Here is an 11,749-nt window from a genome sequence, read left to right on the forward strand (position 1 = left end):
AGGACCGTGAAATGGACGCATTGCCGCTGGTGGCACTGGTCGCTGTCAGTGCGGCTGTGGCGGGGGCCGCCCGCCGCACCCCCGTACCCGCCCCCCTGCTGCTGGTCGCGGTGGGGCTGATCGCCTCGTATCTGCCCGGGGTGCCGACGTACACCCTGAACCCGCACGTCGTGCTGCCGTTGCTGCTGCCGCCGTTGCTCTACACGGCGGCCGTCGACAGCTCGTACCTCGATCTGCGGGCCAATCTCCGGCCGGTCGCGCTGCTCTCCGTCGGTTACGTCCTGTTCGCGACCGTCGCGGTCGGGTGGCTGGCGTACCGCCTCGTGCCCGACCTGCCGCTCACCGCGGCGCTGGTGCTCGGCGCGGTCGTCGCCCCGCCGGACGCGGTCACGGCTGCCGCGATCGCCCGCCGGGTCGGGCTCCCCGGCCGCGTCACGACGATCCTGCAGGGCGAGTCCCTGGTGAACGACGCCACCGCGATCACGGCCTACAGGGTGGCGCTCGCAGCCGCCGTCGGAGAGGGCATGAGCTGGGCGGCCGGGATCGGCGAATTCCTCCTCGCGGCGGTCGGCGGCGTCGTGGTCGGCCTGGCGCTGATGGTGCCGCTGCACTGGCTCCGCACGCACCTCAAGGAAGCCTTGCTGCAGAACACGCTGTCGCTGCTCATCCCCTTCGTGGCGTACGCGGCGGCCGAACGCGTGCACGCCTCCGGCGTGCTCGCCGTGGTCGTCGTCGCGCTCTATCTGGGCCACCGCTCCTGGCAGGTCGACTTCGCGACCCGGCTCCAGGAGGCGGCCGTCTGGAAGATGGTCGCGTTCATCCTGGAGTCCGCGGTCTTCGCACTGATCGGACTCCAGCTGCCCTTCGTGCTGAAGGGGCTCGGTTCGCACGCGGTGGCGGACGCCCTCTGGTACGCGGTGGTCGTGTTCCTCGCCGTCGTCGTGGTCCGCTTCCTCTGGGTCTATCCGGCGACGTACCTGCCCCGGTGGCTGTCCGGGCGGATCAGGAAGCGCGAGCCGGAGACGAACTGGAAGGCGCCGCTGATCGTCGGCTGGGCCGGGATGCGCGGGGTCGTGTCGCTCGCCATCGCCTTCTCCATCCCGTTCGTCACCTCCGACGGGCACGCCTTCCCGGCCCGCAACCTGGTGCTGTTCCTGACCTTCACCACCGTCATCGGCACCCTCGTCGTCCAGGGGCTCAGCCTGCCGCTGCTGGTGCGCGTCCTGAAGCTGCCGGGGCGCGACGCGACGGCGGAGACGCTGGCCGAGGCGCAGGCGCAGAGCGAGGCGTCCACGGCCGCCGAGAATCGCCTGGAGGAGCTGCTCACCGACCGGCGCAACTCTCTGCCGGGACCGCTCACCGACCGGCTCCGCACCGTTCTGGAGCGCCGCCGCAACGCCGTGTGGGAACGGCTGGGCGCGGCCAACCCGGTGACCGGGGAGTCTGCGGACGACACGTACCGGCGCCTGGCCAGGGAAATGATCGACGCCGAGCGCGAGGTCTTCGTACGGCTGCGGGACGAGCGGCAGATCGACGACGAGATGCTGCGCACCCTGCTCAGACGGCTCGACCTGGAGGAGGCGGCGGCCTACCGGGAGGAGTCGGACGCGCCGTAGGGATGTGCCTTCGGCGCCTGTGCTCATAAGGGGCGCATTTTCCTTTGAGGGGGCTACTGCGGCCGTCCCGTGATGACGGCCGCGACCGTGGTTCCCGTAGGGAACGCGCCCTCCTCGGCCAGTGCGGTGAGCGCGTAGAGCAGCTTGGCGACATAGAGCCGCTCGACGGGCAGCCCGTGCCGCTGCTCGAAGTCGTCCGCGAAGGCGTGCAGCTGCGGGGTCGTACGGGCGTAGCCGCCGAAGTGGAAGCGCTCGTCCAGGGACCACGACCCGGCCGGTCCGCCGAACGCCTCGTGCTGCAGTTCCCGTACCGTGTCGCCGAGGAAGCCGCCGCGCAGCACCGGGATGCCGAGGGCGCGCTGCCCGGGTGCGAGACCGGCGGCGAGCCCGGCGAGCGTGCCCCCGGTGCCGCAGGCGACCGCCACCACGTCGGCGCGGCCGCGCAGCTCGTGGCCCAGCTCCGTACAGCCCTGTGCGGCCAGGGCGTTGCTGCCACCCTCCGGGATGACGCAGCACTCCCCGAAGGCGCTCAGCAGCCCCGCCAGGACCTCTGGATCGGCCTTCGCGCGGTACGTCGCGCGGTCCACGAAACGCAGGGTCATCCCGTCGGCGGCGCATCGGGCGAGAGAGGGGTTGAGCGGGCGGTCGGCCAGTTCGTCACCGCGCACGACCCCGACGGTGGGGAACCCGAGCAGGCGGCCGGCGGCTGCGGTGGCCCGCAGATGGCTGGAGTACGCGCCGCCGAAGGTCAGCACGGTGCGCCCGGCGGTGGCCCGCAGGTTGGGGGAGAGTTTGCGCCACTTGTTGCCCGGAAGATCGGGGTGGATCAGATCGTCGCGCTTGAGCAGCAGCCGTACGCCGTGGCGCGCGAAGCGGTCGTCCTCGGCCGGTTGCAGCGGCGAGGGGAGTGCCGGCCGCAGGCGGGAGGGGTCGAGCGCTTCGGAAGGGGGCATGCCGCAATTGTCGCCGTGCGGTGGCGTGCCGTGCGGGGAGGGGCGGGTGTGGACGGGGGTGCGCGGGTCGCTTCGGGCGGTCGCGGGTCCCGTTCCTCTTGGAGTCCATCGAGAAGCCGCGGGGATCGACCTTGCCGGGTTGCCACTCCTTGTGGCCGATCACCGAGCGCGAGGTCCAGCCGTGGTGGCGGCAGATCGCGGCGGCGGCCTTCTCGACGGCTTCGGGCCGGGCGGCGGTCCAGGAGTCCTCACCGTCGCCGAGATTTTCGCACTCGAATCCGTAGGAGTGCCTGTTTCCGTCGGTATTGGCCTCGTTGTCGGACGGGAGGCGCTTCTCGGCGACGACGGCGCGCAGCACGTCGTCGTCGCCGAGCCCGGCGTGATTGACCCTGCCGTAGCCGACCAGATACACCGTGCCGTCCTTGGCGATCAACCCGTGGCAGAGCGGGCCTTCATCCGCTTGTGCCGGAATGCCGGTGTCCGGGCCATTCCCGAAGGAGTTGTTCGAACGGCGTGCGAGTCGATCCGGTCAACTCCGCGAGCAATGAGGGGGCTCAGTCCTGGGCGAGCCACAGGTCGGGGCCGAACACCTCGTAGTGGATGTCGGCCGCGGGGACGCCCTGGGCCAGCAGCTGGGTGCGTACGGCGCGCATGAAGGGCAGCGGGCCGCAGAGGTAGGCGTGGGTGCCGGGGGCGATGGGGAGACCGCTCAGGTCGACCCGTCCGGTGCGGTCGGCCGGGTGGCCGGGCTCCGGGTCCTCGTACCAGAAGTGGGCGGTGGCGTCGGGGAGTTTGCCGGTGAGCTGGGCGTGGTCGGTGCGCATCGCGTGGTCGGCGGGGGAGCGGTCGCCGTGCACCACGGTGACCGGGGCGCGGTGTCCGGTCGCCGCGAGGTGTTCCAGCATCGAGAGCATCGGGGTGCAGCCGATGCCTGCCGAGGCGAGCAGGAGCGGGGCCTCCGAGGAGTGGAGCACGAGATCGCCGTACGGGGCGGAGACCCGCAGCCGGTCACCGGCCCCGACTTCGGTGTGCAGGTGACGGGAGACCTCGCCGTCGGGCGAGCCGTCGCCGTGCACCCGCTTGACGGTGATCGAGCGCAGCGGCGATCCGGGGGCGCTGGAGAGGCTGTACTGGCGTATCTGGCGGGCCCCGTCGGGGAGTTCCACCTGCACGGAGACGTACTGGCCGGGGCGGAAGTCGGGGGCGGGGGCGTTGTCGGCCGGGCGGAGCTGGAAGGTGGCGACATCGGCCGTCTCCTCGATCCGGGCGGTCACCTCCCATTCGCGCCACACCTCGCCGGCGACGACGCCCTGCTGTGCGTACAGCCGCTCCTCGATCGAGATCAGGGAGCCCGCCATCAGCCAGTAGACCTCGTCCCAGGCGGCGGCGACGTCCGGGGTGACCGCGTCGCCGAGCACCTCGGCGATGGCGGCGAACAGGTGGGTGTGCACAATGTCGTACTGCGCGGCGGTGACGCCGAGCGAGGCGTGCTTGTGGGCGATCCGGCCGAGCATCACGTCGGGCCGGGTGTCCGGGTGCTCGACCAGCTGGGTCGCGAACGCGGCGATGGAGCCCGCCAGGGCCTGACGCTGGGCGCCGGACGCCTGGTTGCCGCGGTTGAAGAGATCGCGCAGCAGCTCGGGGTGGGCGTCGAAGAGCTTGCGGTAGAAGAGATCGGCGATGTCTCCGATGGCCGCTCCCACGGCGGGGAGGGTGGCACGGACGGTGGCGGTCGACGACTCGGAGAGCATCGGTGACTCCTTCTTGAATTGGTATATGAGATTCGTATTTTTGGGCAGCGGGAAACGGGGTGGTGGTGCCCGTGGTGCGGGCAGGGGGTGCGGTGGTTCGGCCCCGGCTCAGTCGGCGCCCGGGCGGCCCCTGCTGATGCCGATCAGCAGCGGTCCGGTGGGGGAAGCGACGAGTTCGGTGACGGTGATCGGATCGAGCGAGGCGTAGAAGGCCTCCTCCGCCCGGTGCAGGGCGCCGCGCAGTCGGCAGGCCGAGCGCAGGGGGCAGGGGGTGGCGCCCTCGCAATCGACGACGTCACCCGGCCCCTCCAGCTCGCGGACGAGTTCGCCGATCGAGGCGGACTGGCCCGCTCCGGTGAGGCTGAGCCCGCCGCCGCGGCCCCGGCGTGCCTCGACGAGGCCGAGGTGCTGGAGCTTGGCGACGACCTTCGCGGCGTGGGTGTACGGCACCTGCATGGTCGCCGCCACCTCCCGGGTGGTCGGCGGGTCCTCGTTCTCCACGACGGCGAGGCGCATCAGTACGCGCAGCGCCACGTCGGTGAATCTCGTCAGCCGCATGACGGTCACGCTAGATAAGTTGCATCAAAGATGCAAATTAACAGCGCGCGCGGGCGCCGGGTGGGCATTGCTGAGCGTCGTGCCCAGCCCAAAGCCCGAATAGTCACACTCTTTTGTGTAATGGCGTGCCGACTCTCCGTGCTGAAAGGCTTCTTCACGCAGGTCAGCCGATGATCGAGAGGACGTCAGATGTCCGTTGGTGAAGAGGTTCAGAACGCGCCGGTGCCGCCGCAGCAGAGTCTGGGCACGGCGGCGGCGCGGAACCTCGCGACGACCACCAAATCCGCTCCGCAGATGCAGGAAATCACCTCACGGTGGCTGCTGAAGATGCTGCCATGGGTGCAGGTGCAGGGCGGCACGTACCGGGTGAACCGCAGGCTGAGCTACTCGGTGGGGGACGGCCGGGTGACCTTCGTGCAGACGGGTGGCCGGGTCGCGGTCATCCCTGCCGAGCTCGGAGAGCTTCCCGCCCTGCGGGAGTTCGGCGACGAGGAGGTGCTCGGTGAGCTGGCCCGCCGGTGCGAGCAGCGTGACATCGCCGCCGGCCAGGTACTGGCCAGCTCCGGGGATGCGGCGGACCGCGTCTTCCTGTTGGCACATGGCAAGGTCGCGAAGATCGGCACCGGAAAGTACGGTGACGAGACAGTCCTTGGCCACCACGGCGACGGGGCCTACTTCGGCGACCAGGCCCTGATCGACGGCGACGCCGTCTGGGAGTACACGGCCCGTGCCGTCACCGCCTGCACGGTGCTGACGCTGCGCCGGGCCGATGTGCTGAACCTCGCCGAGCGCGCGGAATCGCTCCGCGCCCACCTCGCCGCGCTGCTCAGCATCCCGGAGCAGCGCACCAACAAGTACGGCGAGGCGGAGATCGACCTCTCCGCCGGCCATGTCGGCGAAGCCGTCGTCCCGCACACGTACGTCGACTACGAGGCGGCGCCGCGCGAGTACGAACTGAGCGTCGCCCAGACCGTGCTGAAGGTCCACAGCAGGGTCGCCGACCTCTACAACCAGCCGATGAACCAGACCGAGCAGCAGTTGCGGCTCACGGTCGAGGCGCTGCGTGAGCGCCAGGAGCACGAGCTGATCAACAACCGGGAGTTCGGCCTGCTCAACAACTGCGACTACGGGCAGCGCCTCCAGCCGCACGACGGGGTGCCCAGCCCCGACGACATGGACGAACTGCTCTCCCGCCGCCGCGGCTCCAAGCTCTTCCTCGCCCACCCGCGGGCCATCGCCGCGTTCGGCCGCGAATGCAACAAGCGCGGTCTGGTGCCGGAGAGTGTGGACGTCGGGGGACACCACGTGCCGGCCTGGCGGGGCGTGCCGATCTTCCCGTCCAACAAGATCCCGGTCACCGACGCCCGGACCACGTCGATCATCTGCATGAGGACGGGTGAGGCGGAGCAAGGCGTCATCGGGCTCCAGCAGACCGGCATCCCCGACGAGATCGAGCCCAGCCTGTCGGTCCGCTTCATGGGCATCAACGAGCAGGCGATCATCTCCTACCTGGTGACGGCCTACTACTCTGCGGCCATCCTCGTTCCGGACGCCCTCGGCGTACTGGAAAACGTCGAGGTCAGCCGCTGGCGGTAGCCGCTCGGGGGCCCGGACGGCAGAGTCCGGGCCCCCGTCAACCTCCGTCACCGGGCAGCCGTGCCCGGGGCGGCATCGGGAGGACGCCCCAGTGAAGACCCACCACGCACTCCATTCACCGACACCCCGGGCCCCGGGCGACGACGAGCCGGCCGCCCTCGTGAGCCGGGGCAACGAGGCCCCGGCCCTTCTGGAACAGACCCGGACCCTCGTCGATCCCGAACTGCGCGCCGCCGTCGACTCCTTGCCCGGATCGATCCGCTGCGTCGCGATGTACCACTTCGGCTGGCAGCAGGCCGACGGCACCCCGTCGTCGGGACAGGCGGGCAAGGCGATCAGGCCCGCCCTCGTCCTCGCCGCCGCCCGCGCGCTGGGCGGCGACCCGCGACAGGCGGTACGGGCAGCCGTCGCCGTGGAGCTGGTCCACAATTTCACCCTGCTGCACGACGACGTCATCGACGATGACCGGACCCGTCGGCACCGGCCCACGGCCTGGACGGTCTTCGGCATCCCGGACGCGGTCATCGCCGGTGACGCCATGCTGGCCCTCGCCCAGCGACTGCTGGCCGAGGACGCCGGCCCGGCCGCGGCCCGCGCTTCGGCGCGGCTCTCGACCTGTGTCATCGAGCTCTGCGCGGGCCAGCAGGCGGACTGCGCCTTCGAGGACCGCGATCCGGACGAGGTCTCGCTCGACGAGTGTCTGGCCATGGCCACCGCCAAGACGGGCGCCCTGCTCGGCTGCGCCTGCGCGCTGGGAGCGCTGTACGCCGGTGCGGGGGAGCGGGCGGTCGGCTCGATGGACGGATTCGGCCGGGAGGCAGGCCTCGCCTTCCAGCTCATCGACGATCTGATCGGCATCTGGGGGGATCCCGCACAGACCGGGAAGCCGGTGGGGGCGGATCTCGTCGCCCGCAAGAAGTCCCTGCCCGTGGTCGCCGCGCTGACCTCCGGCACCCCGGCAGCGGCCGAACTTGCCGCGCTCTACCGGGGAGCCATGAACTCCCCCGGTGAGGTGAGCCGCGCCGCCGACGCCGTCGACCGGGCCGGCGGCCGGGACTGGGCACAGGTCTGCGCGGCGGACCGGATGGCACGCGCCGTCCACCACCTGTCCAGGGCGGTCCCCGGCCTGGACCCGGCGGGCGACCTCCTGACCCTGGCGGAGTTCGTCACCCGCCGGACGCACTGAGCGCGAAGGGAGGAAGCGGCACACGCGGTTGCATCGGAGGGGGTCACTCGGAAGGGAGCGGAGAGCCGATGACGGCGAAGGGGGCGGTGAAAGGAGAACAGGACAAGGCGCCGAGGTCACAGGGCTCGTGAGGCGAAAAGGAGGGCGGCAGCGCGACTGTCATGGGCACGGACTACAGTCCGTGCCCATGACAGATGAGTCATGGGCAGGGTGGTACCGGGACCGACAGGGTTCCGACGCCGTCATCCTCACCACCGACGGACAGCAACTCCGCCTCCGGATCAGGGGCGTCGACTTCGAGGGCGAAAGCTTCGACGGTCTCGCCCCGGTAACCGGCACGCCGCCGGCCGACGAATTGTTCGCCCTGGTGGACGGCGCGTTGGGCGACTGCGTCCTGGAGTGGGACCTGCCGCTCCCGGTCCTCTGGGACGGAGCAGTCCACCAGGCCACGCTCAGCTGCCTGTTGTCGCTGCGCCGCCCCGATCCGTATCTCTACCTGGAGCTGCAGTTCGGCGGGGCCGCGTACGGATCCCACCGCGCCGAGAGCGACTTCGCGTCCGCGCTCGCCACGATCCAGCGCGTCCTCCCGCCGGGGGTGCGCCTCCAGACCTGCATCGCCTGCGCCTTCTCCGACTACTTCCCGGCCCCCGGCCGCGGCCTTTCCGGCGGTCTCGCGTGCTTCCGCGGCGCCAAGGACGCCTACCGCGGGGCGGCGGGTGAGGGCGATGTCCTGGACCTGTGGGACCGGCGGACCGGATTCGTCCAGGAGGTCTGGAGCTGCCGCGAGTACGAACCCCGCCCGGACCGGGGTGCCGGTACGGGGCATCGGGGCGCGTTCCCGCTGGAACTGGCCTGACTTTCCCGGTCCGGCCGGAGCGTTGTTCAGCCGGCTGCGCAGGCCCAGTCCGGCCATGCGGCCTCAGTCGGCCGACAGGGCCCAGCAGTTCCGGCAGGCCCGACAGCCCAGCAAGCCCGACAGGCCCCGCAGGCCCGGATCGGCATGCGCGCCGACGCCTGGCCGGTTGGCGGCCGACTGCCCGACTGCCCGACTGATCGGTCCGCCGACTGCCCGGCCGGCCGACTGCCCGGCACCAGCATGCCGACAACCCTTTTGCCGTAACTTCATTGTTCTACTAGCATGCGAACAATGGAGGTTTTCATGATGCGTAAGAACCTGGGCAGAGCCGCCCTCGCCGCCCTGCCGTTCCTGCTCGCGCTCGTCGCCGATCTCGTGCTGTTCGCCGTATTCCGGGACCGGCTGCCCGAACAACTGGCCAGCCACTTCCAGGCCAATGGCCGGGCGAACGGGCACATGGGTCAGGTGTGGTTCGTCGTGACCGACGTCCTGCTGTTCGCCGTGACCGGTGTGCTGTGGGCCCTCACGGTGGTGCGGGGAAAGTTTTACGGGCGGGCCTACCGCTGGCTGATCGCCGGTGGGTATGCCTTCGCCGGATTCCTCGGCTGGGTGATGGCCGCCGTGCTGCTCGCCAATGTGGATGCCGGTGACATCGTGAAGGGGGAGACGCAAGGTGCGTCGCTCCCGATGTGGCAGCTCGCCGTCGCCCTGGGCGTCGCCGTGCTCGCCGCGGGGCTGGGTCTGGTCCTGGCCGCGCTCGGTCCCGTACCGGAGCAGCCGGCTGCGACCGGGCAGGCCGGCGACGGGGCACGGATCCCGCTCGCCGACGGGGAGGTCGCCGGATGGGCGCGCAGCGCCGGGGGCTGGTGGCGGCCGCTGATCGCCCTCGTGCTCGTGGCCGGCGGGGTGGTGCTGCTGTTCGGCTCGGGCTGGGTGGCCGCGTTGCCTCCGCTGATCCTCGGTGTGCTGCTGGCCGTGTTCGCCCGGCCGTACGTCGTGGTGGACCGGCGCGGCATCACCATCTCGGGGATGCTCCCCTGGCCGCGGCTCAGGGTGCCGCTCGACCGGATCGAGGCTGCGACCAGCCGTGACATCAACCCCCTTGCGGAGTACGGCGGCTGGGGCTACCGGATCCGCCCGGGACGGAGCGGTCTCATGATCCGTTCCGGTGAGGGAATCGTCGCGACGCTGGCCGGCGGCCGGGTGTTCGCGGTGACCGTCGACGACTCGGCGACCGGGGCCGCGCTCCTCAACACCCTGATCGACCGGCGACAGGCGGAGCGCTGACCATGCTCTTCCGGGTCGATTCCACCTCCACCGTGCCGCTCGGTGATCAGATCGCGGCGTCCGTGCGCCGCGCCGTCGCCGAGGGGGCGGTGGTGCCGGGCGAGCGTCTGCCCGCCGCCCGCATGCTTGCCGAGTCCCTCGGGGTCAACGTCCATACGGTGCTGCGCGGTTACCAGCAGCTGCGCGAGGAGGGGCTGATCGAGCTGCGCCGGGGGCGCGGCGCGGTCGTCACCGGCGGCGCGTCCCCGCACCGGGCCCGGCTGCAGGAGCGGGTACGCGAGGTGGTTGCGGATGCGCGCGAGCTGGGGCTGACGGAGGACGAACTGCTGGCCCTCGTCCGTGCCGCACTGAGCAGCTCGTAGGCCGGCGGGGGCCGTCCCGGATGTGGCGCGGCGGGCGCCGAGCCGCCCGTCAGAGGCTCGAAATCAGAGGCGCAAGGGGCCACCCCGTCCTACGAGGTGGCCCCGGTGCCGCGCGACGACATGGCGATCCGGCCGCTGCGCGACGACCCCTCGCGGTCCGGCTGCTGCTGGTGTCCCGGCCGGGCGCCGACATGGCGACGGTGTACGGGGAACTGGAGGCGGCCTACCGGGAGGCGGCCCAGTGGGCGGCCGGGTACCACCAGTGGCTGCTGCGCAACCGCAGCCCGCTCGCCCGCACGCCGTGAGGGGCCGGCACCCGGCTGCGCGGCGAACGAGACGGGGCCGCCGCCCACTTGCACCGGGAGCGAGGGCCGCCGCCCACCCGCACCGAGGGTGAGGGCTGCCATCCGCTTACGCCGAGAGCGAGGACGGGCACCTGCCCGGCCGCTGCTGGGGCAGAGTCGACCCCATGAGGCTTCTGATGCTGGGTGGTACGGAATTCGTCGGTCGCGCTGTCACCGAGGCGGCGCTCGCGCGCGGCTGGGAGGTCACGGTGTTCCACCGCGGCCACCACGCGCCCCCGCCGGGTGTGACGGAACTCCTCGGCGACCGCACCACCCGCGAAGGCCTTGCCACGCTGGCCGAAGCGGCAGCCGTGGCCGTCGGCCACCGCACGGGCGCGTCCGCCTGGGACCTGGTCGTCGACACCTGGAGCGGCGCCCCCACGGCCGTACGGGACGCGGCCCGTCTGCTGGCCGGCCGGGCCGGGCGGTACACGTACGTCTCCAGCCGTTCCGTGTACGACTACCCGGCCCCGGCCGGCCTGCCCGAGGACGGCCCGCTGGTGGCCGGTGCCTCGCCCGACGAGGCCGGGGACGTCCCGTACCCCCTCGCCAAACGCGGCGGCGAACTGGCCGCGCTCGACGCCTTCGGCGACCGGGCGCTCCTCGCCCGCGCGGGACTGATCCTGGGCCCCTGGGAGAACATCGGCAGGCTGCCCTGGTGGCTCTCGCGGATCGCCCGCGGCGGGACCGTACCGGCCCCGGGCACACCGGATCTGAAACTCCAGTACATCGACGCCCGTGACCTGGCGAACTGGCTCCTGGACGCGGCGCGTGACGGACTGTACGGGCCGTACAACCTGGTCAGCCGTACGGGGCATGCCACGATGGGGCAGCTGCTCGACGCCTGCGTACGCGTCACCGGTTCCGACGCCGCGCTCCGCTGGATCCCCGCCGAGGTGATCCTCGCGGCAGGTGTGGAGCCCTGGAGCGATCTGCCGGTCTGGCTGCCGCCGGGGGAGCTGTACGACACCCTGCACCAGGGTGACGTCAGCAAGGCGTACGCGGCCGGGCTGCGCTGCCGACCGGTGGAGGAGACGGTCGCGGACACCTGGAATTGGCTGGCTGAACTGGGCGGCGAAGCGCCGCACCGGCCCGACCGGCCCCCGGTCGGCCTGGACCCACGGGCGGAGGCCCGACTGCTCGCGGAAACGGCCTGACGCGCGCCCACGCGCAACATCTTCGTCGGCGGTGACTACCTGGTCCGGCGGGCCGCCGCCGAGGCCGATGGGATCCCGAACAC

The 11,749-nt window shown here is 71.7% G+C and carries 10 protein-coding genes and 2 pseudogenes; 8 read left to right on the plus strand and 4 right to left on the minus strand.

Annotated features, from left to right (window positions below; translation table 11 throughout):
* Positions 1-11: 11 nt before the first annotated feature.
* Positions 12-1,616 carry a Na+/H+ antiporter gene (locus OG936_RS23795; protein WP_406497292.1) on the plus strand — a complete coding sequence of 535 codons (1,605 nt, stop codon included), beginning with the start codon at positions 12-14 and terminating at the stop codon, positions 1,614-1,616.
* Positions 1,617-1,669: 53 nt separating this feature from the next.
* On the opposite strand, the gene OG936_RS23800 is transcribed toward OG936_RS23795, so the two are convergent.
* The 4 genes and pseudogenes from OG936_RS23800 to OG936_RS23815 form a co-directional block, all read right to left on the minus strand.
* Positions 1,670-2,569: a 1-aminocyclopropane-1-carboxylate deaminase/D-cysteine desulfhydrase gene (locus OG936_RS23800; RefSeq protein WP_406497293.1), complete on the minus strand. Its 900-nt coding sequence runs from the start codon at positions 2,567-2,569 to the stop codon at positions 1,670-1,672.
* A gap of 70 nt (positions 2,570-2,639) precedes the next feature.
* Positions 2,640-3,020: pseudogene (locus OG936_RS23805) on the minus strand (N-acetylmuramoyl-L-alanine amidase); the annotation flags it as partial.
* A 103-nt stretch (positions 3,021-3,123) separates the two neighbouring features.
* On the minus strand, positions 3,124-4,320 hold the full coding sequence (locus OG936_RS23810) for a globin domain-containing protein (protein ID WP_406497294.1): 1,197 nt from the start codon (positions 4,318-4,320) through the stop codon (positions 3,124-3,126).
* Positions 4,321-4,428: 108 nt separating this feature from the next.
* Entirely contained in the window at positions 4,429-4,878 is a 450-nt protein-coding gene (locus tag OG936_RS23815; RefSeq protein ID WP_406497296.1) for an RrF2 family transcriptional regulator, read from the minus strand.
* Positions 4,879-5,067: 189 nt separating this feature from the next.
* On the opposite strand from OG936_RS23815, the gene OG936_RS23820 reads away from it, so the two are divergent.
* The 7 genes and pseudogenes from OG936_RS23820 to OG936_RS23850 all read left to right on the plus strand — a co-directional run bounded on the left by OG936_RS23820 (position 5,068) and on the right by OG936_RS23850 (position 11,666).
* Positions 5,068-6,474 carry a family 2B encapsulin nanocompartment shell protein gene (locus OG936_RS23820; protein ID WP_406497297.1) on the plus strand — a complete coding sequence of 469 codons (1,407 nt, stop codon included), beginning with the start codon at positions 5,068-5,070 and terminating at the stop codon, positions 6,472-6,474.
* 160 nt (positions 6,475-6,634) lie between these two features.
* Positions 6,635-7,660: a family 2 encapsulin nanocompartment cargo protein polyprenyl transferase gene (locus OG936_RS23825; RefSeq protein ID WP_406500577.1), complete on the plus strand. Its 1,026-nt coding sequence runs from the start codon at positions 6,635-6,637 to the stop codon at positions 7,658-7,660.
* A gap of 187 nt (positions 7,661-7,847) precedes the next feature.
* Positions 7,848-8,516, plus strand: a complete 669-nt coding sequence (locus OG936_RS23830; RefSeq protein ID WP_406497299.1) for a DUF6304 family protein — start codon at positions 7,848-7,850, stop codon at positions 8,514-8,516.
* Positions 8,517-8,819: 303 nt separating this feature from the next.
* The gene (locus tag OG936_RS23835) at positions 8,820-9,803 is read left to right on the plus strand and encodes a DUF1648 domain-containing protein (protein ID WP_406497300.1); all 984 of its coding nucleotides are present in this window, start codon (positions 8,820-8,822) and stop codon (positions 9,801-9,803) included.
* A 2-nt stretch (positions 9,804-9,805) separates the two neighbouring features.
* Positions 9,806-10,165, plus strand: a complete 360-nt coding sequence (locus OG936_RS23840; RefSeq protein ID WP_406497301.1) for a GntR family transcriptional regulator — start codon at positions 9,806-9,808, stop codon at positions 10,163-10,165.
* A 6-nt stretch (positions 10,166-10,171) separates the two neighbouring features.
* Positions 10,172-10,470: pseudogene (locus tag OG936_RS23845) on the plus strand (LysR family transcriptional regulator); the annotation flags it as partial.
* Between the two features lie 176 nt (positions 10,471-10,646).
* Complete coding sequence (locus tag OG936_RS23850; protein ID WP_406500579.1) at positions 10,647-11,666, plus strand: NAD-dependent epimerase/dehydratase family protein; 1,020 nt, start codon at positions 10,647-10,649, stop codon at positions 11,664-11,666.
* The last annotated feature ends 83 nt before the right edge of the window (positions 11,667-11,749 follow it).

The organism is Streptomyces sp. NBC_00846, from assembly GCF_045207325.1.
Classification (GTDB): Bacteria; Actinomycetota; Actinomycetes; order Streptomycetales; family Streptomycetaceae; genus Streptomyces.

Coding starts and splice junctions, on each gene's coding strand:
- OG936_RS23795 (WP_406497292.1), top strand. CDS start 12: ATGGACGCATTGCCGCTGGTGGCACTGGTCGCTGTCAGTGCGGCTGTG.
- OG936_RS23800 (WP_406497293.1), bottom strand. CDS start 2,569: ATGCCCCCTTCCGAAGCGCTCGACCCCTCCCGCCTGCGGCCGGCACTC.
- OG936_RS23820 (WP_406497297.1), top strand. CDS start 5,068: ATGTCCGTTGGTGAAGAGGTTCAGAACGCGCCGGTGCCGCCGCAGCAG.
- OG936_RS23830 (WP_406497299.1), top strand. CDS start 7,848: ATGACAGATGAGTCATGGGCAGGGTGGTACCGGGACCGACAGGGTTCC.
- OG936_RS23840 (WP_406497301.1), top strand. CDS start 9,806: ATGCTCTTCCGGGTCGATTCCACCTCCACCGTGCCGCTCGGTGATCAG.
- OG936_RS23810 (WP_406497294.1), bottom strand. CDS start 4,320: ATGCTCTCCGAGTCGTCGACCGCCACCGTCCGTGCCACCCTCCCCGCC.
- OG936_RS23815 (WP_406497296.1), bottom strand. CDS start 4,878: ATGCGGCTGACGAGATTCACCGACGTGGCGCTGCGCGTACTGATGCGC.
- OG936_RS23835 (WP_406497300.1), top strand. CDS start 8,820: ATGATGCGTAAGAACCTGGGCAGAGCCGCCCTCGCCGCCCTGCCGTTC.
- OG936_RS23850 (WP_406500579.1), top strand. CDS start 10,647: ATGCTGGGTGGTACGGAATTCGTCGGTCGCGCTGTCACCGAGGCGGCG.